Genomic DNA, 19,397 nt, shown 5'->3' with positions numbered 1-19,397 from the left:
ATCGCTTTGCCGACACCCATTCCGCGGCCATGACCACGGCGCGGCGCGGACTGGGTGTCGGCGCTCGTCCCAACGTCACCTTTACCATCAGGCGCCGCCTACGCCTCAACCCGCAGCCTTGCCTGCCGAACGCGTCCAACGCTGCCGAGAATAGCCACGTAAAAGACCGGCACCAGGAATATCCCGATGAACGCCGCGGCGGTCATGCCGCCTAGAACGCCGATGCCGATCGACTGCTGTGCGGCGGCGCCAGCTCCCGAAGCGATCGCCAGGGGCAGCACGCCGAACATGAACGCTAGCGTCGTCATCAGGATCGGACGAAGGCGCATCCGGCAGGAAGTGATCGCAGCCTCCACGAGGCCCTTGCCTTCGCGCCGCTGCTCCTCGGCGAATTCCACGATCAGGATCGCGTTCCTTGCGGCCAGGCCGATCGTCGTCAGAAGTCCGACCTTGAAGTACACGTCGTTCAGCTGGCCGAAGAACAGCGCCGCGCCGATGGCTCCGAAAATGCCGACAGGGACCGTCATCATCACCGCCAGCGGCAGGGCCCAGCTTTCGTAGAGCGCGGCGAGGGCGAGGAAGACGACGAGCGCGGACAACGCGTAAAGGAGCGGCGCCTGATTGCCCGACAGGCGCTCCTGATACGACAGTCCGGTCCATTCGACGCCGAAACCTTCGCCGAGGTCGGAGACGAACTCCTCCATCAGCAGCATCGCGTCGCCGGAGGATACGCCCTCGGCGGCGGTGCCGGTCAGCTCGATCCCCCGAGTGGCAGCGAAGCGGTTGATGGATTGAGGCTGCTCGTCCCAGACAAGCGAGGTGAAGGCATCGAGCGAGACCATCTCGCCAGAGTCGTTGCGGGCATACCAGCGCCCGATATCCTCGGGCTGCGAGCGGGCCTCGGCCTGTCCTTGCACGATCACCGGGCGCAGGTCGTCGGCCATCGGGAAATCGCCCACCTCGCGCCCGCTGAAGATCACCGAGAGCATCGCATTGACCTCACTGACGGACAGGCCGAGGGCGGCCGCCTTCTGCTGGTCGATATCGATGCGGAGCGAGGACTGGATCGGGTTGTCGTTGCCGCGCAGGTTGGTCACGCGCCCGTCTTGCTGCGCTGTCGCCACGACCTCGTCGGCCGCCTGCGCCGTGCGCTCCGCGCCTTGGCCGCCCCGGTCAACGAGGTACATCGAAAAGCCCGAGGCTGCCCCCATGCCCTGGATCGCCGGCGGCTGCAAAGCGTAGACGGTGCCCGCCCGACTGTTGAGGTAGAAGTGCTGGTTGATCCGCCCGGAAATATCAGCGGCGCTCGTGCCCTTGCGCTCTTCGTAGTCGGCCAGCTTGACAAACAGCATGGCCGCCGTTTGCCCCGAGCCGCTGAAGCTGAAGCCCATCACGCCGAAGACAGATTCGACCGCCTCGCCCTGCGTATTCAGAAGATAGTCCTCGACCTCTGCGACGCGCGCTTCGGTCTTGGGGGTCGTGGACCCGTCGGGAGTCGAGACCATGACGAGCAGGACGCCCTGATCCTCCTGCGGGATGAACGAACTGGGCAGGCGGTCGTAGAAGTAAAGCGCACCCCCGGTGATCGCGGCCAGCACCACCAGCATGGCAAAGGGCCGCCGGATCAGATCGCCGACCGCGCGGCCATAGCCGGACGTGGTGCGCTCGAGGGAGGTGTTGAACCAGCGCGCCGGCGCAAAGCCGGATCGGCGGATACTCTGCTTGAGCAAGGTTGCGCACATGGCCGGTGTCAGGATGACCGCGACACCCAGCGACAGGACCATGGCGGTGATGATCGTGATCGAGAACTGGCGGTAGATCGCCCCGGTGGAGCCTGTCATGAAGGCCATCGGCAGGAAGACCGCACAGAGGACGAGGACAATCCCGATCAGCGCCGAGGTGATCTCCCTCATGCTCTTTTCGGTCGCCGCGACGGGGCCCAGCCCTTCCTCGTCCATAACCCGTTCGACATTCTCGACGACCACGATGGCGTCGTCGACCAGAAGGCCGATGGCGAGAACCAGCGCGAACATCGTCAGGGTGTTGATCGTGTAGCCGAAGAGCAGCAGCACGCCGAAGGTCCCGAGAAGCACCACGGGCACAGCGACCATGGGGATCAACGTCGCCCGCCAGCTTTGCAGGAAAACGAAGATCACGAGGAAGACGAGGACCACCGCTTCGATCAGTGTGTGGTAGACTTGGGTGATGGATTCCTCGATGAAGGGCGAGGTGTCGTAGGGGTAGACGACCTCGACGCCCTCGGGCAGCGCCGCCCCCAGGGTGGCTAGCGTCTCGCGGACGAGATCGGCGGTGGCGACGGCGTTCGCGCCCGGTGCCAGCGACACCGAAAAGCCTGCCGCGGGCTGGCCGTTGTAGCGCCCGCCGGTGCCGTAGGATTCCTGCCCGATGGCAATGTCGGCGACGTCGCCGAGGAAGACAGTCGATCCGTCCCGAGAGGTCTTGAGCAGGATGCGTTCGAACTCTTCGGCGGTGCTGAGCTGCGACTGCACCGACAGGGCCACCGTGATCTGCTGGCCCTTGGCGATGGGCTCGCTGCCGAGTTCGCCCACCGTGACGTTGGAATTCTGATCGGAGATCGCGGCGGTCACGTCGGCGGGGGTCACGCCGTACTGGTTCATCCGCAACGGGTCCATCCAGATCCGCATGGCGTAGCCGGTTCCGAAAAGCCGGGCCGAACCGACGCCGTCGAGGCGCTGCACCGGGCCCACGATCCGGCCCGTCACCAGATCACCCAGCTCCAGCGAGGTGCTGTTGCCGGCGCGGTCGACCAATGCGGCGACCAGCAGCGTCGAGCTGGTCGAGCGCCGCACGGAAACGCCGTTCTGCTGCACGATCGACGGAAGCTGTGCCGTGACGCGCTGCATCGCGTTCTGCACCTGCACCTGCGCGATGTCCGGATCGACACCGTCCTCGAAGGTCAGAACGACGCTGCCACTCCCCGCCGAGGATGACGAGGTCATGTAGATCACGCCCTCGATCCCGGTCAGCGCATCCTCGATCACCGTGGTGACCGAGTTGGCGACGACCTCGGCGTTGGCGCCGCCGTAATTGGCGCTGATGTTGATCGTCGTCGGGGCGATCTGCGGATACTGCTCGATCGGCAAGCGCCACAGGCTGATCGCCCCCATGAGCATCACGAGAACGGCGATGACCCATGCGAAGACGGGCCGGTGGATGAAGAACTGAGCCATGATGTACCGTTATTCCGCTTCGGCGTCGTTGGACGCGTTGGGGCCCTCGAGATCGCGGACCACGCCGTCCTCGTCCAGCATCGCCGGAACGGTCCGGACCTCGGCGCCAGGTGTGAGGTTCGCCAGTCCGTCGATGGCCAGAAGCTCTCCGGCCGCGACGCCATCGGTCACGATCCAGCCGTGTTCATGCGTGCCGATTTCCTGCAGACTGCGCTGCTCGGCCGTTTCGTCCACGACGACCCAGGCTGTCAGCTCTCCGGTTGGCGCGCGCTCGGTGGCCGATTGCGGCACGAGGATCGCCCGCGTCGATCCCAGCATGACTTCCGACCGAACGAACATGCCGGGGAGAAGCACATGGCGGGGATTCTCGAAGCGGAAGCGGGTCGCGCGGGAGCCGGTCGTCTCGGATACGTTCTGACCGGTCGCGACCATCTGCCCGTCCGCATCGAAGGCGCGGCCCGTCTCGAGCGTCAGCGTTGCCGTGATCGACTCCGCGATCTCCACCCGGTCGCTCGACACATCCTCGATCAGTGACAGGATCCGTGCCGAGGGGGCCCAGATCTCCACGTCGATCGGGTCGAGTTGCGTGACGGTCGCAAGGGCATCCGCCTGGTTGGCCGAGACCAGATCGCCAACCGAAACGGTCGCGAAACCAGCAACCCCCGTGATGGGGCTCGTGACTGTCGTGCGGTCCAGGTCCGTCCGCGCCAGGTCGCGGGTCACGGTTGCCGATTGCAGCGTCGCCCTTGCCTGTTCGAGCGTGCTGCGGGCTGTATCGACCTGCGCCTGCGACGTCCCGGTCCCGAGCAATTGCTCCGACCGATGCAGGGCCGCCTCGGCTTCCGCTACCGACGCCTGTGCCGCGGCGAGGTCGGCTTCTGCCGCACGCAAATCGGCCTCGTATGTCGAAGGATCAATCTGGAAGAGCACATCGCCAGCCTCGACCGGCCGCCCGGCTTGGTAGACAATCTCCATTATGGTGCCTTCGACGCGCGGGCGGATATCCACCTCGGCCGAAGCAATCGCGCGCCCGGGCTCGACAATGGTGCGCGGAATAGCTTGGGTTTCGAGTTCTATCACACCAACGGTCGACGGCGGCATCTGGGCATTCGCGGCGCTTGCAAGAAAAACGACGGCGAGTAGGTGCGTTAAGCGAAAGGTCATTTGTATTCCTCGTGCGGGCCGGTGCAGCGCGCCCGGCTTTGCCAACTCACTTCCACAAAATTGCACTCTGTGCAATAATCTGAACCAAACGTGATGGAGTGTCGCGATGGGCGCCCAAAAAACACCGGCCACTTCCAGAAAGCGGACAAAGACAGCGCGCGCGATCCAACGCGCGACCCTGCAGCTTGCGGTGGACCATGGATACAAGGCCGTAACCATCGACATGATCGCTGAGCATGCCGGGATTAGCCGGCGCACATTCTTCAACCATTACAAAAACAAGCAGGACGCCATCGTCGGGCCGAAAACCGAACGGTTTGGTCATGCCTACGACTGGCTCGAGATCTCGGAAAAGCCGCTCCTGCAGGATCTGCAATGCCTGGTAAGACAGGTCGCTACCGATGCGGCGCCTGACCGCTCCGTCATCCGGAACATCGGCAAGATCTTAGGTGAATCGCCCGACCTTCAGCCAGTATTCAGTGCCATTATCACGAACTTCACTCGGGAGCTGACTCCTCTCCTGTCGCGGCGCTTGGGGCGCGGACAGGAACCCGCGGCGCACTTAATCTCTCACCTCGTCTCGCAAGCGATCGCGCTTTCTTTCAAGGACTGGACTGCAGGAAACGACATCGCCCTCGACCAGATCGTCGATCAGGCCAACAGAAGTATCGCCTCCGTGGTGCAGGCACTCGACCCCAAGTAGGCGGCGCCTGACTTCTAATGACGCTGCCACCCGTTTTCGGAGCCGCTGGACAGATCTCGAGACCTTCCAGTTCTGTGGTCTTCGGGATCAGCCGGAAGGCGTTCACCTCGGCTCCCTCGCCCAGGCCAGGATGCGCGCCGGCCGCGGCAGCGTTCTCGAGGTCACTGTCCACGGCGAGCGTTTCGATCTTCCCGAGGTGAAGCGTGTCAAAGACCGGTCCGGCTCCTGGAAGAGCACTAACCAACGAGCCCGCCGCGCAGGCGCATCCGCCCTCGTCTATCTGAACCGCTACGAAGGCGTCACCACCACGGCCCTGGAACGGATCCTGGAAATCGGCAGTGACAAGGTGGACCGCATGAGCGACGCGAAGCTCAGGAAACTCGTTCCCGAGCTGGAAGACAGCTGGGTCATCCTCGATCCGGCGGTGATTACGATTGAGCGGGTACTGACACCCGATGATCCATCACCGGAATGCCCTGACGCGCGCCAGCTGCCCAAGCCGCCAGGGATGTGAGGCACCGTCACGCCTGGTGCGGCAGAACCATCGCCTCGTCGCGAGCCCGTGCAAGAGACGCATAGGCCGCTCTCGTTCCCTCCAGCGTGTACAGGGTACCGAAACGGGTTTCGGTCGTCCGGATCCGGTACCCGTTCACCGTGTCGACCACGCAGGCCTCTTCATGCGCACGCAGGAGTGCCCCGAATTTTTCCGGGCCGACCTCCTCGATCAGTGAGAGCCTGGCTTTTGGATCGCTCCAGTCCATGCCGCTTCCTTTCCGTCCTGGCCACAGGGTGCCGTCTTCGCAGGTGGTTCCGCAAGTCTTCCAAACATCTGCGATCCTGAAAATTGCACGGGATCGCGCAGATCACGATCATGAGCACACCGAATTTCAACGACGCGCTGGGCGTTCGTGATCTCAATCTCGCGCAACACGGGCGCAAGATTCACAAGGGTCGGATGATCGATTAGCGGCATGCGCTGGTGGTCTTCCCGGGCCAGCGGCAATCCTCGGTCCACCTCTGGGATACGATCACGGCCAGCTCCGTCGAGTCGCGGGCCCTGCCCTTCACCCTGAAGGACCCGTTCTTCATCGACGACAAGGAAGCTGCGGTGATCATCGACGCCTTCCGCGAGCTGGCACCCCGCCTCTCGTTCGAACTCAACGAAGGCGAGCCTGCGGCGGACGCGCGGACAACGATCTATGTTCCCGACCTGTCGCCGATGCCATCTTTCGCTCCCTCGGACATCCGACCTGACGAAGACGAAACCTCCAGGCTCGGCTACGCCAACCCAGTCAAGGCACTCCAGGTGACGAAGGCCTGCGAGGCACAGCTCCCGGGCAAAGGTCTGACCGGTCGCGTCCTCCAGGCCAGGGTCGCCGGCGTCTTCTTTGACGCGACCGATGTCGATGACCTGGACGCCATTGAGGACGAACTTGCGGCCGAGGGGTTCGTCGGCGCGACTTACGAGGTCGATGCCGCTCGTCACTGCCTTGTCTTCGACGCTGCGGATCTCGACTACGCCGGGCACGTGCCCGAAACGGTCTGCCATGCCCGCAACAAGAAGACAGGGTACCTGGGACGGTTCGAGAACACGGCCCAGGTGACAAGCGAACGCCCGACGACGGCGCCGGCGGGACCATGACAAGGTGTGCCTCTGTTAGGCACCGACCCCGAGTTTGCCCCTAATCGGCGCGCGGCGCGCTCGACAGTACCCGAAGCTGCCGTTCATGCGGTGCGCAGCGAACTTCCGCTCCGAGCCTATTTTGTTGAAAAACTCGCGCTTGATCGAGGGGCATCTTGCTGATTCAATTCCGCCAACGGGCGGGAGGAATGGCGATGATGGGATCCAAGCAGGAGGCGCAGCCAGCGCTGTTCTACGAGTTCTCGCTGGAAGATCACGTCCCCCGGGATCATCTGCTTCGATCCATTGATCGGTTCGTCGATCTCAGCAGCATCCGCGCCTACCTTGCCGATTTCTACAGTCACACAGGGCGCCCCTCCGTCGATCCCGAATTGCTGATCCGCATGCTCCTGGTCGGATACTGCTTTGGTATCCGGTCCGAGCGGCGGCTCTGCGAGGAGGTCCATCTGAACCTGGCGTATCGCTGGTTTTGCCGCTTGGACCTCAGCGATCGGGTTCCGGACCATTCCACCTTCTCGAAGAACCGCCATGGTCGTTTCCGCGAGAGCGAACTGCTCCGCCACCTGTTTGAGACGACCGTCGCGCGGTGCATCGAAGAGGGCCTGGTCAGCGGACAGCGCATGGCCATCGACGCGAGCCTGATCGAAGCCGATGCCAACAAGCAGAACTCGACTCCGAAGGAGGAGTGGGATCCGGCGCAGGTCGATCCTGCTGATGCCCCGCGGGCCGTTCGCGAGTATCTTGAGACTCTGGACGAGGCAGCGTTCGGTGCTGCCAGCGAGGTGCAGCCGAAGTTCACGTCGCATTCCGACCCGGCCAGCCAGTGGACGGCCGCACGTAAGGGTCCGGCTTTCTTCAGCTATTCTGACAACTACCTGATCGACACCGACCATGGCGTAATCGTAGATGTCGAAGCCACCAGGTCCATTCGGCAGGCCGAGGTCGGTGCGACCAAGACCATGCTGGAGCGTGTGAAGACCAAGTTCGCCCTCCATCCCGAACGCCTGATCGCGGACACGGCCTATGGCAGCGGGCCGATGCTGGGCTGGTTGGTCGAGCGCAAGATTGCCCCGCATATCCCCGTTTTCGACAAATCCGGACGATCCGATGGGACTTGGACACGCGTCGACTTTGAATGGGATGCGGAGAACGACCAATACATCTGCCCCGAGGGGCATGAGCTGAAGCAGTTCCGCCGGAACTATTCCGATCCGAACCGCGGGCCAACCGGCAAGGGCACAGCCCGCTATCGGGCGCTGAAAGAGGTCTGTCAGGCATGCCCATCAAAAGCGAAGTGCTGCCCGAATGCGGATGCCCGCAAGATCACTCGCGAAGAACATGAAGATGCCCGGGAGGTCGCTCGCGAGATCGCCAAAACCGAGCAGTATGTGATCTCGATGAAGCTGAGGAAGAAGGTCGAGATGCTCTTTGCCCACCTCAAACGGATCCTTGGCCTGAACAGGCTGCGATTACGTGGTCCACGCGGCGCAAATGACGAATTCCTTCTTGCCGCAACCGCCCAAAACCTCCGCAAACTGGCCAAGATCCTTCCTGCACCGCAGCAACCGCGAAAAGCCTGACAGGAAAGGCGCACGCCCCGTGTTCTGCAATCGATATTCTGCGCTTGCGAACGGGTGTTTTTCCACAGAATCAGCCCTTCCTCCTCATTCGATTAGGTGGCGGGCTCGGACAGTTCCGGCATTGGACCCCGTTCGAGGTAGGTGCCGAGGACGACGTAGCTGTGGGTCGAACGCACCCCGTCGATGCACTGTATTCGCAAGAGGAGTCGTTCCAGGCCCGCCGGGCCGCTGCATCGAAGTTTCAGGATCAGGCAGGCGTCCCCGGCAACGGTGTGTATCTCTTCCACATCCGCCAGGTCGCGCAGCGCTTCGGTCGGTGCCGTCATGCCCCAGCCCTCGGTCATGACATGAACGAAGGCGAGGAGCGGGCATCCGATCTTTTCGCCATCGAGCTGTGCGACCGTTTGGCGGATGACGCCATCGCGACGCATACGTTTGACGCGTTCGTGGACCGCGGGCGGAGACAGATGAACAGCCTCGGCAAGATCAGCATAAGAGCGATCTGCGCGCTCGGCGAGAAGCCTTAACAGTATTCGGTCGATCCGGTCGAGTCCGGACGGATGAGAGGGGGATCTTCGAATGCCGTTCGTTTCTGTCACTCCGTCCTCCTTTCACTCTTGAACTTATCGGGTTCGTCGCGTGATCAGGGCTTATGACATACAGTAGTAACGCAAAAAAGCAGAACAATATTCTCCTTGCCTTGCGCGTCCCGGCTCTCTTGATGGGGGTGATGATGGTGGGCGCCAACTCGTTCGTTCTCAGCCCGATCCTTTCCAACGTCGCGGCGGATCTCGGCGCGTATCCCGCGCAGGTGGCATGGGCGATCTCGGTCTTCGGTGCGGCCACTGCCCTCTCCGCGCTCGGCTTCGCCACGATGATCGACCGATGGTCCGCCGGCCGTGTCCTGGGTGGCGGCGCCCTCCTTCTGGCCCTGGCCCAGGCTTTGAGCGGCATGAGTCCGGGGTGGGTCTGGCTCTGCGCGTCACAGGCCGTTGCCGGGCTGGCAACCGGCGTGCTGCTGCCCGGTGCCTACGCCACCACCGCCGCGACCGCGCCGGAAGGCCGGGCGCCCGCTCGACTTGGCGTCGTGCTTACGGGATGGGCGATCTCTCTGGTGGTGGCAGTGCCCTTGGCGGCGTTCGTCGCAGAGCAATCGGGGTGGCGCATGGTCTACGCTCTGCTGTCGGGGGTATCCCTGCTGACGGCCGGGTGTCTGTTCATGACCTTGCCCCGCGTGCGCAATGCGGTTTCCGGCCCCGCCGGCCCCTGGCGGGCGGCCAAACTCCCGGGGGTGCCGACCTTGCTGGTGATCATGTTCGCCTACATGACGGCATTCTACGGCAGCTTCGCATTCTACGGCGAGGGCTTGCGCCACGCCTTCAGCGTCGATGCCCAGGGAGCCGGCCTGTTCGTGCTGGCCTACGGGATCGGTTTCGGGGTGGCCGGCATCGGGTTGGGCATACTGGCACCACGTATCTCTCGAGCCTATATGCTGTCGATCTTCGTTTGTCTCGTGTTGAGCTATGGGGGATGGCGCTTCGCGCTGATGTCCCCGGCTTTGGCCTTCGCAGCTGCCGTTATCTGGGGCGGATTGAACCAGCTGGGTCTGAATGCCCTCGTGGTCTCCCTGAACCGGCAGGCGGAAGCCGCGCGCGGTGCAGTGATGGGGCTCAACAGCGCTGTCACCTACTCGGCCGTTTTCGCCGGCCCTGCAATCATGGGGCCGCTCTTTACCTCTTTTGGTTTTGCGGGCGTAACCAGCGTGGCTGCTGTCTCCGTGACAGTCGGCGCTCTCCTCACTTGGAGAAACCTCTGATTGGTAACGTCAGCTTCGTCCCCGGAGCCGACGTCGCGGACGCCTGGCGGGCAGCAGTCGAGGACGATGTGGCGGGCAGCCGTAGAGAGGCCATTGGAGATCGGTAAAATCGGGACCTTCAATCCGGCGTTGCTCCGAATGGCCGCGACAGGATCCTTAGCAACCTGGTCGCCACAAAGATCCGGTTGCGCGCGTAGCCTGTCTTTTCCTCGACCACGCCAAGGACTTCCAGTCGCGACAGCCCGTCGGAGGCCGCCTTGAAACTGACGCCCAGCCGATCAGCAAGAGTCCGGGCGCGCAACACCGGGTATGCCTTCAAGAGATGAAGAGCACGCTCGGCGGTGGAGTTCCTGCGCAGTCGAAACCTTGTTCGCCACTCCTCCTCGACCGCATCCACGGCGGCCACGGTTGCATTGAACTCCTGCTCGGTGCCAATGACCGCGCGCGCAAGAAGATCAATGATCGGTCCGTGATCCAGCCTCTGCTGGGCGCTCTTCAGGGCTTCGTAGTAGTCAGTCTTGTGGGCCTCGATCCACGGTGAGAGATAGAGGGGCGCATGGCCGTCCGCCGCGAAGGCGAGCGGAAGCATCAGGCGCCCGATCCGGCCGTTGCCGTCCTGAAACGGGTGAACAGCCTCGAAATGGGCGTGCGCCACGGCGGCACGGACGATCACCGCGATCTGCGAGATGTCCTCGGGCTCGGCACGCATGTACGCCATGTTGTCTTCGATGCAGGCCGGCACGTCATCGGGCGGGGGCGGGTTCCAGGTCGACGTCGATGGATCCCTTCCATGCCCGCCAATCCAGACAACCTCGGTCCGAAGAACGCCAGGCGTTCCACGGAAACCAGCCATGTCCGCGGCCAGGCGCCGGTGGAGCTCCAGAACCATCGGCACCTCGAACGCGTCGTGCCGTCTATCGCGGATCTCTGCCAATCCATGATCGAGCGCCAATGTGACACCCCGTGTTTCCTTGGCGTCCTCGTCGCCGTCACCGTCCTCCTCGAGCTCGAGAAGCGCATCGAGCGTGCTGTTCGTCCCTTCGATGGACGAGCTGCTCACGGCTTCCTGACGCTCCAGGATCCGCGTCAGGGCAAAGGCACTGCCGGCTCGCGTCTGCGTTGAGAGCCGGGCAAGCGCACGGTCCGCCTCTGCAACGCGCTGCCCTGTTTCCGGGCCGCCGATGCGCACGGCGCCACGCGTTGGCGGAGCGGGCACGACGCCGAAATGAGCGGCGTGCGGCGCGGGGTAGTGTTTCAGACGGGCGCGGACCGCCGCAGAGAGGCCATTCTGGTTCACCGAAAACCTACAACATGGTGACGAGTATATCCGCCACATTATATTTTAAGGCCATAACATTCAATATAGGCCATGAAGCGGCGCCATGTTGTAGGTTGGGAACAGACCGGCACGGCGCCCAAGCCCCGTCTTTCGCCGTTCCGCAAGCGATGATACCGCCGCCCAGGAAACCAAGGGACGGGTGCAAAATGGATCTTCCGACGCTCCAGTGGATGTGCGCACTATCTGGAATTGTGCTCCTGGCGGCGTCTTTCGCCATCGAGGCCTTCACCAGGCTCAAGCACGGAGAACCGACGGCGTCATCCGGCACCATACCCGGGGTCGCGATCCAGCTGCAGTACCTCGCCTACCTCAAGACCTCGTCCGGATCCGCCGCGATGGCCTTCCTGTCGCTCACGATGTGGTCGTTCACCATTCCGATCCTCGGCATTCCGATGATCATCCTCTCCGGAAGCCTGTTCATTGCCAGCGTCATCGTCCTGATCTCGCTCTCGTCGAGGCACCTCAAACTGGTGATGGGACACGAACGCCTGCTGACCATGCGGAAGGGGGATCTCGAGGTCCCAATAGTCCTGAAGGCCGGTTCCTACGCCGTTTTCGGGTTCCAGCTGACGGGAGGCGTCTATGGCGCCTACATCGTCTCCTTGCTGGTCTGAAACAACAAACCGGGGGTCAGGGCCCAGGTGCCGGATGGGCTGCGAGCTCGTGCTTCTCGATGTGCGTGATGGCGTCCATGTCCAGGAGCACGCTCATGTGGGAAGTGCCATCCGTCTCGACGATCTCGACGGCGCCATATCCCGCACCGACCATTTGGTCGCGAAGGTCATGAAAATAGGCCTGCGGATCTTGCCGTGCGTCGGCCTTGTCCGTGAGCGTGCTCCTGGACGGACATCCGGTAGCTTGGGACCGGCTTGCAGTGAACCTCCATGACAATGCCATGGTCTCCGGCGAAGCGCTCACCAAGCCAGTACTCATTTGCCATCCAGACGCCGAGCGCACCATTCGAGGCGCCGTCTGAGCGAGATCCACACCGGTCGAGATCGAACGCGTCGAAGTCAGTCTTGGTGCCATGGAAGAACGTGGCTCTGCGCGGAATGTCCGTCATCACACCGCCCCTTCTTGTTGGATGACACGAAGGAGGTCGGCACCGGCATGCTAGTCACACGACCGCCGGAAGTTACCGGACGGAGAGCTCGGAGAACGCGGTTCGGATTCCGGCGGGGGCCTCTCCGAGCGCATTGTCCATGGTCACCTCGAGGCGCTCCCGGAGCCAGTCAGACATCGCAGTGTGATCCTTCGCGTTGGCGGCAAAATCGACAATGGCATCGGCGATGGTCTTGAAGTCTTCCTTGATGCGGTAACCGGCGCCGCGGAGTGTCATCTCGGCCGCGCCCAGTGCGGTGCGCTTGTTGCCGTCGGCGAATGGGTGGTTCTTCATTATGCCGAAGGCGAGCTTCGCCGCCGCATCGACCTGGTCCATGGACGGATCGAAAGACATGGCGTTGACGACACTCCCGACAGCGGATTCCAGAAGGCCTTCGTCACGCAGCCCCGGCAGACCACCGGAGCGGCCCACCTCGATGTCGTGGAAGATCACGAGCGTATCGCAATTCGGAATTCCGAGCTCGTCCTCGACTGCCAGTGGATTGTCGTCAGCGGTTCTTGAGATCATCGTAAGTTGGTCCGTTCTCCTGCAAGCTCCGCATGCCGCCCTGGAGAAGCTTGCGCTGGGCAGGGCTGAGGAACCTTTGCCGCGCCGTCTTCTCTTCCTGGGTCGCGTCCTCGGTCTCGGACGTCTGGTCTTTGTTCTGATCGGTCATGTTGAAGCTCTTGGGTTTCGGCTGCCTTCCCGGAAAACTATCATCGGCGCCTGAAATCGACAAACCGCGCCGGTCACATAGCCGGCGCTGCTTCGCGTTCGGGCTCCAGGAAGTTCTCGACCTCGTAGCTGAAGCCGTAGGTGCGCTCGTGCAGGTCATCCATGAACTGCCACCAGAGCAGCTCGTCGTCCCCTGCCCCGAGCTCCTCGTAGCGGTCCTCGTGGACCATGTCGAAAGCCTTCTTGACGGTGTGTCCGTTGTTGCGTTCGCCACTCAGGACCGTTGCCAGGAACTCCGCACCGTCCGCCACGAACGGTTTCCGGCTGGCCTCGACCGCGGCCGCCAGCATGTAGGCCCGCTCCTGGTCGACAAGGCCACCTTCGTCTTCCGGGATGTGGTGATGGAACCCGATTCCGGCATCTGCCTCCTCACAGAACGAGACCACATATCCTTCCGACGGGCCCGCCTGCGTCCGCGGCACGCTGTCGAAGGTCTCGATGCGGGAAACCCAGATCTCCTGGCCTTGGTCTCGAAGCGAGCGAGTGCGACGGGTGAAGCCGGGTTTCTCGTCGGCCAGACCGAAGCCGCTGGCCTGGTAGATCAGGCCCGGCGTTACCTTCCCGTCGAGAGCGGGAATGGTTGCTCTGCGCTGCGCCGGGTCGCCGACGGCCACGCGCCGGCGTTCAGCCTCGAGATATTCCTGCAGCCGGTGGTATTGCTTGTGGGCCTTCGGATCGTCCGGCGGGAATGCCTTGTGCGCCACATCCGAGTAGGATCGGCCAAGACGCTTTTGGATGGTGCAGACCGCCTCGACAAGACTGTCTGCCGTGAAGGCTTCAAGGCAGGCGATCCGGTCGAGCATGTCAGTTGCCGGATCATCGGAATCCGCCATCAGAACGTCTTCGCGATGCTTCGGTCGCGCATTGCGACTGTCCTGGAGCCAGATATTCATTCCGGATGTGTTGGCCGGGAAGGTGCGCTCGGTCACGTATACCGCGATCTCCTCGTCACCGTTCAATTCTCGGTGGAAGAACTGCCCGTCCCAGGTTTTCATGCCCGCGGCGAAGCCTTCGGCCAGGAGAGCGTCAATCGGGGTCTGAAGATCGGACATGCGGCACCTCTGTTTTCCGGATCTCGGGTACAGGTGCGTGGTTTCTGGAAAGTTTCAGGCAAAATCGCACCACCGAGACGACTTTACCGTGCGGCACAGCGGACAGGTGCCGGCCCGTGCCATTTGCGGTCAGCAAGACGTTTCCCGCGATGGTTCGTAGCGTCTCGTGGTAGACTGGTGCCGTGAGTCTCGAGGGCCGTCCCGCATCGAGCCGGACAAGCCTGGCCCCGTCGCACACGCCAAGGGAGGAGAAGACATGAGACGATTTTCTGTTGTAGGTGCAATGATGCTCTCGTTGAGTTTTCCCGGAGCCGGGTGGGCCGAGGACGTGGATCTGGACGCGCTGAGAGCCGCCATGGAGAAATACAAGGACGTCGAGGTGGCGCTTGCCGACGGCTATATTCCTGATCCGTCAGGGCATTGCGTCTCGGCCGCGGCCGAGGGGTTGCCAGCAGAGCTTGGGGGCATGGGCATCCACTACCTTCAGCCAGCGCTGCTGGGGATCACCGGGGACAAGCCTCGCGTCAACGGCAACGGCATCCATACGGATTGGATGGCCCCGGCCATTCTGCTCTACGAACCGCAGGAGGACGGGTCACTCGAACTCGTGGGGATCGAGAACCTGGTCTGGCAAGCGGCCTGGGCTGAAACCGGACACGCTCATCCCGAGATCAACGGCCGGATGTGGGATGCCATGGCTGACGACCTGGCGACCGTGGCGGACGAGGCCCACGGCTTCGAGCCGCATTTCGATCAGCATGTGTGGCTCTTCAGGGAAAACCCGAACGGAGACCTGGAGCCGTTCAATCCAGCGGTGACTTGCGAGCATCACATGACGCACTGACGTCTGCCATTGGTCCAGCTGTGCGTCGCTCCCTCCTCCTGACCGACAGCTGGACCGTCTCCGTCAGGAGGAGGGAGCATGACGCGGAACGACTGTCCGACGTCGTATGCTCCCGCCTCGATTCACAACGCGCGAGCCGAAGAAGCTTTGCTCCGATGTACGCCAGCGGACCCTCGCCTGGTCGAACAGATTTGACCGGGAGCGGTTCCAGTGAGACCATCCCCTGGTATCGGCACGGTCGAAAGTGTGCGTCGCGCACTTCCCGTAACCGATGGGAGGACCAACTCATGTGTCAAGTCTTCGCGGGTCAGGACCCCGCACGCTACGCATCGACAACCAGACGCCTTCGCCTCAACGGGCAAAGCACCAGCATCCGGCTGGAAAACGCCTTCTGGGACACGCTCGACGAGATCGCGAGGAACCAGGGAATGTCGACACCCCATTTCCTGTCGACCCTGCATTCCGAAGTGCTCGAACTGCGCGGAGAGCCCGAGAATTTCACCTCGCTCCTGCGCACAACCTGCCTGATCCACCTCGGGCGCAGCGGCCAGACCGCCGCAGTCGCGGCCGAGTGAGTTACGACCAAAGGTGTATGCCGGTAGTAACGGTCTACTACCCCTAATCCGGCCCTACCTGCACATTCTGTGAGCATACTGCTGCACAGGAGGGACCATGGCGAAGGCCATACACAGCATGATCCGCGTCCTCGACGAGGCGCGCTCGGTCGCATTCTACCGTACCGCCTTCGGGCTCGAGGTGGCGGACCGGCTCGATTTCGACGACTTTACCCTCGTCTACATGTCGAATGCCGAATCCGAATTCGAGGTCGAGTTCACGGTCAACAAGGGCCGGACAGAACCCTATGACCTCGGCGACGGCTACGGCCATCTCGCCGTCTCGGTCGAGGACCTCGACGCCGAGCACGCGCGCTTCGAGCGTGAGGGCCTCGCCCCCCGCAAACTGGTGGAATTCGCGCCCGGTGGCACGCTCGTCGGCCGCTTCTTCTTCGTGGCCGACCCCGACGGCTACCAGATCGAGGTGCTCGAACGCAGCGGTCGGTTCAAATGACGTGAGGACGTCCCTGCCCCCGCGCGGAAGAGGAGTCGCAACGGGGCCGGAAAACCCAACACAGGGAGGAGAAAAAGAATGATCGAGACACGGTCTCTCAGGACGCTGACGCGTCGCCAGCTTCTGTCGCGCGGTGTCGCGGCGGGCGCGGGCCTCGTCGTCGGGTCCGGCTTCGTCGCGGGCAGCGACGCGGCCTGGGCGGCGGAAATGGATGCCATGAAGCCCGAAACCTTTGCCACGCTGGTCCAGATGGCGCGCGACATCTACCCCCACGACAAGGTCGGTGATCGCTTCTACGCGGCTGCGGTCAAGGGCTACGACGCGCCCCAGGAAGTCGAATTCGCCCAGGCCGGCACCGACATGCTGGACGACGCCGCCAGGCAGGCCGGCTTCGACGGCTACCGCGGCGCCGGCTGGGAGGCCGACCGCGTCGCCATCCTGCGCGGGATCGAGGACAGCGACTTCTTCCAGCGTGTACGCGGCGGCCTCGTGACCGGCCTCTACAACCAGAAAGAGGTCTGGCCGATCTTCGGCTACGAGGGCGAATCCTACTCGTTCGGCGGCTACATCGACCGCGGCTTCGACGACATCACGTGGATCTGAGGCGGGGAGGAAACTGACATGGCTGCACCTTTCGAAATGACCGACGACAACGTGGTCGTCATCATCGGCACCGGCGCGGGCGGCGGCGTCCTGGCCAACGAATTGGCCCAGAAGGGCGTGAGCGTCGTCGCGCTCGAGGCGGGCGGACGCTACCTGCCGCAGGACTACGTGAACGACGAGTGGGAAAGTTTCGGCCAGCTCGCCTGGACCGACACGCGCACCACCAGCGGCGACTGGCGAGTCGCCAAGGACTTTTCCAACCTGCCCGCCTGGATCGTGAAGGCGGTCGGTGGCACCACCACACATTGGGCCGGTGCCTCGATCCGGTTCCAGCCGCACGAGTGGAAAGCCCGCACCACCTATGGCGAGGTCGAGGGCGCGAACTTGCTCGACTGGCCCATCGATGCTGAGGAGATGGCCCCCTACTACGACCGCGCCGAGGACAAGCTGGGCGTCACCCGCACCAACGGCATCCCCGGGCTGCCCGGCAGCAACAACTTCAAGGTCTTCGAGGCCGGCGCGAAGAAGCTGGGCTACAAGGAGGTCCACACCGGCCGCATGGCGATCAACAGCGAGGAACGTGACGGCCGCATGGCCTGCCAGCAGACCGGCTTCTGCTTCCAGGGTTGCAAGTGGGGCGCCAAGTGGTCGGCAGCCTATACCGACATTCCGGCGGGCGAGGCGACCGGCAATCTCGAGGTGCGCGAAAAGGCCCACGTGGCGCGCATCCTGCACGATGAAAGCGGCAAGGTGACGGGGGTCGAATACTTCGACACTGACGGGAACCTGCAGATGCAGCGTGCCCGCGTGGTCTGCGTCGCAGGCAACTCCTTCGAGAGCCCGCGTCTGCTGCTCAACTCGGCGTCCTCGATGTTCCCCGATGGTCTGGCCAACAGCTCTGGCATGGTCGGCAGGAACTACATGCGGCACCTGACCGGCTCGGTTTACGGCATCTTCGAGAAACCGGTGCACATGTATCGCGGCACCACCATGGCCGGGATCGTGCAGGACGAGGCGCGCCATGACCCCTCCCGCGGCTTTGTCGGCGGCTACGAGCTCGAAACGCTGTCGTTGGGCCTGCCCTTCATGGCCGCCTTCCTCGATCCCGGCGCCTGGGGGCGTGAGTTCACAACCGCCCTCGACGCCTACGAGAACATGGCCGGCATGTGGATCGTCGGCGAGGACATGCCGCAGGAGAGCAATCGCGTCACCCTGTCGGACGTCGAGGACGACTTCGGCCTCAAGGTGGCCAACGTGCACTACAGCGATCACCCCAACGACAAGGCGATGCGCGAGCATGCCTATCGCCAAGGTGCAGCGATGTACGATGCGGTCGGCGCGACCAGAACGCTGCCGACGCCGCCCTACCCCTCGACGCACAACCTCGGTACCAACCGGATGTCCGAACGTCCCGAGGATGGCGTGGTGAACCGCAATGGGCGGGCGCACGACGTGCCCAACCTGTATATCTCAGACGGGTCACAGTTCACCACCGGCGCTGCCGAGAACCCGACGCTAACGATTGTCGCCCTGGCCATCCGGCAGGCTGAACACATCGCGGGAGAGATGAACCGCGGCTCACTCTAACCAATAGCGATCCGGGAATGGATGCATTGCGGTGTGCGCGAAGTATGCCATTCCCGGATTCCCTATCCTTGAGCTCAATGCCGCACGGCCGGTCGAACCTGATCGTCAGTGTCGAGGATGAGCGCCGAGCGCCACAACGGTGTCTTGAAACACATCCGGGACGATACTCCGCCACCATCGATTTCCTGCAGGGTCACGAGGCCCGCCCAAGCCAGTGGCCTAGTGACACATTGGGAGAACGCTACGATCTCCCGCCAACCGTCGTTGTCCCAGTTCGGACCGTCTCCATAGAACTGTTGGAAAAGATCACGCTCGGTAGCGCCGTCCTCGACCTCGACGTTCAGAACATTCAACCAGATGTCCCACGTTCCGACTGGGCGCCGACCGAAGCGTCCATAGGACGCATGATCCACTTCGAAGAGGAAGAACGGGACGATGCATGAAAACAGGTCGCCAGGGCTTTCGGCAAGCCCCCGCCCCTTGGCAGTCAACCTAAACTCGCCCTTGTAGTGTCGGCCAAGCCGGGTGTGCAGGAGCAGGAAATGAATAACCTGCAGCGGGACGAACTCGTACTCGTTCAGGACCTTCCTGAACTGGAAGGCTTGTTGCGGCCCGAACCCGGGCCATTCGAACGCCTCCACCGACCAGTGCACGAAATCACGCTTGAAGTTCTTCCTTGTCGTCAGACCGATAGACCCATAGTCGCAGGCGTACTCAAGTGTCCGCTGCGCAGCTCGCAGTAGCGGTGAGAATTCGAGAGCGGGATCGTCATCCGACAAGGGCTTCAGCTCGATCATCACCGCATACTGGCAGCGCTAGCTTCCTTTTGCCAGATGCGGGGAGCTCCCGAGCTGCCTTTCGGAAAACTTTCAGGTGCGGAGGACGACATAGCTGTGTTTTGAACGTACCCCTTCGATATCCTGTATCCGTAAGAGCAGGCCCTCAAGGCC

Annotated in this window: 21 protein-coding genes; 11 read left to right on the top strand and 10 right to left on the bottom strand. The window is 63.1% G+C overall.

All coding sequences use genetic code 11. From position 1 onward, the window contains the following. Nucleotides 1-98: 98 nt before the first annotated feature. Together SALMUC_RS08805 and SALMUC_RS08800 are read right to left on the bottom strand one after the other, a co-directional pair. Complete coding sequence (locus SALMUC_RS08805; RefSeq protein WP_020043434.1) at nucleotides 99-3,212, bottom strand: multidrug efflux RND transporter permease subunit; 3,114 nt, start codon at nucleotides 3,210-3,212, stop codon at nucleotides 99-101. Nucleotides 3,213-3,221: 9 nt separating this feature from the next. Next, nucleotides 3,222-4,376, bottom strand: coding sequence for an efflux RND transporter periplasmic adaptor subunit (locus SALMUC_RS08800; RefSeq protein ID WP_037371391.1), 1,155 nt, complete (start codon nucleotides 4,374-4,376; stop codon nucleotides 3,222-3,224). 106 nt (nucleotides 4,377-4,482) lie between these two features. Between SALMUC_RS08800 and SALMUC_RS08795 the strand changes: the two genes are divergently transcribed. Both SALMUC_RS08795 and SALMUC_RS08790 read left to right on the top strand, forming a co-directional pair. Further along, the gene (locus tag SALMUC_RS08795; RefSeq protein ID WP_020043432.1) at nucleotides 4,483-5,079 is read left to right on the top strand and encodes a TetR/AcrR family transcriptional regulator; all 597 of its coding nucleotides are present in this window, start codon (nucleotides 4,483-4,485) and stop codon (nucleotides 5,077-5,079) included. A 130-nt stretch (nucleotides 5,080-5,209) separates the two neighbouring features. Beyond that, the gene (locus tag SALMUC_RS08790; protein ID WP_020043431.1) at nucleotides 5,210-5,593 is read left to right on the top strand and encodes a hypothetical protein; all 384 of its coding nucleotides are present in this window, start codon (nucleotides 5,210-5,212) and stop codon (nucleotides 5,591-5,593) included. 7 nt (nucleotides 5,594-5,600) lie between these two features. On the opposite strand, the gene SALMUC_RS08785 is transcribed toward SALMUC_RS08790, so the two are convergent. Then, nucleotides 5,601-5,840: a hypothetical protein gene (locus tag SALMUC_RS08785; RefSeq protein ID WP_020043430.1), complete on the bottom strand. Its 240-nt coding sequence runs from the start codon at nucleotides 5,838-5,840 to the stop codon at nucleotides 5,601-5,603. Between the two features lie 218 nt (nucleotides 5,841-6,058). Here SALMUC_RS08785 and SALMUC_RS08780 point away from each other — a divergent pair, with 218 nt between their 5' ends. Beyond that, on the top strand, nucleotides 6,059-6,721 hold the full coding sequence (locus SALMUC_RS08780) for a hypothetical protein (protein ID WP_020043428.1): 663 nt from the start codon (nucleotides 6,059-6,061) through the stop codon (nucleotides 6,719-6,721). 194 nt (nucleotides 6,722-6,915) lie between these two features. Then, nucleotides 6,916-8,301 (top strand): IS1182 family transposase, encoded by a 1,386-nt coding sequence (locus SALMUC_RS08775; protein ID WP_020038357.1) that lies wholly within the window; start codon nucleotides 6,916-6,918, stop codon nucleotides 8,299-8,301. A gap of 92 nt (nucleotides 8,302-8,393) precedes the next feature. On the opposite strand, the gene SALMUC_RS08770 is transcribed toward SALMUC_RS08775, so the two are convergent. Beyond that, a complete protein-coding gene (locus SALMUC_RS08770; protein WP_037371388.1) occupies nucleotides 8,394-8,900 on the bottom strand; it encodes an Lrp/AsnC family transcriptional regulator in 507 nt (168 codons plus the stop codon). A 53-nt stretch (nucleotides 8,901-8,953) separates the two neighbouring features. On the opposite strand from SALMUC_RS08770, the gene SALMUC_RS08765 reads away from it, so the two are divergent. After that, nucleotides 8,954-10,117, top strand: a complete 1,164-nt coding sequence (locus SALMUC_RS08765; protein WP_020038360.1) for an MFS transporter — start codon at nucleotides 8,954-8,956, stop codon at nucleotides 10,115-10,117. A 118-nt stretch (nucleotides 10,118-10,235) separates the two neighbouring features. Here the strand turns inward: SALMUC_RS08765 and SALMUC_RS08760 are convergent, their stop codons facing one another. Further along, the gene (locus SALMUC_RS08760; protein ID WP_037371386.1) at nucleotides 10,236-11,414 is read right to left on the bottom strand and encodes a Fic family protein; all 1,179 of its coding nucleotides are present in this window, start codon (nucleotides 11,412-11,414) and stop codon (nucleotides 10,236-10,238) included. Between the two features lie 188 nt (nucleotides 11,415-11,602). Between SALMUC_RS08760 and SALMUC_RS08755 the strand changes: the two genes are divergently transcribed. After that, nucleotides 11,603-12,070 (top strand): hypothetical protein, encoded by a 468-nt coding sequence (locus tag SALMUC_RS08755; protein ID WP_020038362.1) that lies wholly within the window; start codon nucleotides 11,603-11,605, stop codon nucleotides 12,068-12,070. 16 nt (nucleotides 12,071-12,086) lie between these two features. Here SALMUC_RS08755 and SALMUC_RS29695 read toward each other — a convergent pair whose 3' ends face one another. From SALMUC_RS29695 to SALMUC_RS08740, 4 genes are all read right to left on the bottom strand, one after another. Then, nucleotides 12,087-12,224, bottom strand: a complete 138-nt coding sequence (locus SALMUC_RS29695; protein ID WP_021120115.1) for a hypothetical protein — start codon at nucleotides 12,222-12,224, stop codon at nucleotides 12,087-12,089. A 367-nt stretch (nucleotides 12,225-12,591) separates the two neighbouring features. After that, complete coding sequence (locus SALMUC_RS28180; RefSeq protein ID WP_021120114.1) at nucleotides 12,592-13,086, bottom strand: type II toxin-antitoxin system death-on-curing family toxin; 495 nt, start codon at nucleotides 13,084-13,086, stop codon at nucleotides 12,592-12,594. Beyond that, the gene (locus SALMUC_RS29690; protein WP_020038365.1) at nucleotides 13,067-13,234 is read right to left on the bottom strand and encodes a hypothetical protein; all 168 of its coding nucleotides are present in this window, start codon (nucleotides 13,232-13,234) and stop codon (nucleotides 13,067-13,069) included. Before SALMUC_RS29690 ends, SALMUC_RS28180 begins: the two co-directional genes overlap by 20 nt. A 73-nt stretch (nucleotides 13,235-13,307) precedes the next feature. Beyond that, the gene (locus SALMUC_RS08740) at nucleotides 13,308-14,345 is read right to left on the bottom strand and encodes a hypothetical protein (protein ID WP_020038366.1); all 1,038 of its coding nucleotides are present in this window, start codon (nucleotides 14,343-14,345) and stop codon (nucleotides 13,308-13,310) included. Nucleotides 14,346-14,601: 256 nt separating this feature from the next. On the opposite strand from SALMUC_RS08740, the gene SALMUC_RS08735 reads away from it, so the two are divergent. The 5 genes from SALMUC_RS08735 to SALMUC_RS08715 all read left to right on the top strand — a co-directional run bounded on the left by SALMUC_RS08735 (nucleotide 14,602) and on the right by SALMUC_RS08715 (nucleotide 18,447). Next, the gene (locus SALMUC_RS08735) at nucleotides 14,602-15,189 is read left to right on the top strand and encodes a hypothetical protein (protein ID WP_021120112.1); all 588 of its coding nucleotides are present in this window, start codon (nucleotides 14,602-14,604) and stop codon (nucleotides 15,187-15,189) included. A 287-nt stretch (nucleotides 15,190-15,476) separates the two neighbouring features. Then, entirely contained in the window at nucleotides 15,477-15,764 is a 288-nt protein-coding gene (locus SALMUC_RS08730) for a ribbon-helix-helix domain-containing protein (RefSeq protein ID WP_020038368.1), read from the top strand. Between the two features lie 97 nt (nucleotides 15,765-15,861). Beyond that, nucleotides 15,862-16,257, top strand: a complete 396-nt coding sequence (locus tag SALMUC_RS08725; protein ID WP_020038369.1) for a VOC family protein — start codon at nucleotides 15,862-15,864, stop codon at nucleotides 16,255-16,257. Nucleotides 16,258-16,335: 78 nt separating this feature from the next. Continuing rightward, on the top strand, nucleotides 16,336-16,860 hold the full coding sequence (locus SALMUC_RS08720; RefSeq protein ID WP_020038370.1) for a hypothetical protein: 525 nt from the start codon (nucleotides 16,336-16,338) through the stop codon (nucleotides 16,858-16,860). 18 nt (nucleotides 16,861-16,878) lie between these two features. After that, on the top strand, nucleotides 16,879-18,447 hold the full coding sequence (locus SALMUC_RS08715; protein WP_020038371.1) for a GMC family oxidoreductase: 1,569 nt from the start codon (nucleotides 16,879-16,881) through the stop codon (nucleotides 18,445-18,447). A 74-nt stretch (nucleotides 18,448-18,521) separates the two neighbouring features. On the opposite strand, the gene SALMUC_RS08710 is transcribed toward SALMUC_RS08715, so the two are convergent. After that, complete coding sequence (locus SALMUC_RS08710) at nucleotides 18,522-19,244, bottom strand: hypothetical protein (RefSeq protein WP_020038372.1); 723 nt, start codon at nucleotides 19,242-19,244, stop codon at nucleotides 18,522-18,524. Nucleotides 19,245-19,397 lie beyond the last annotated feature (153 nt).

It is taken from the genome of Salipiger mucosus DSM 16094, assembly GCF_000442255.1.
Classification (GTDB): Bacteria; Pseudomonadota; Alphaproteobacteria; order Rhodobacterales; family Rhodobacteraceae; genus Salipiger; species Salipiger mucosus.
Note: the sequence above shows the minus strand (reverse complement) of the source record. Positions and strands in the feature narration are given on the sequence as shown.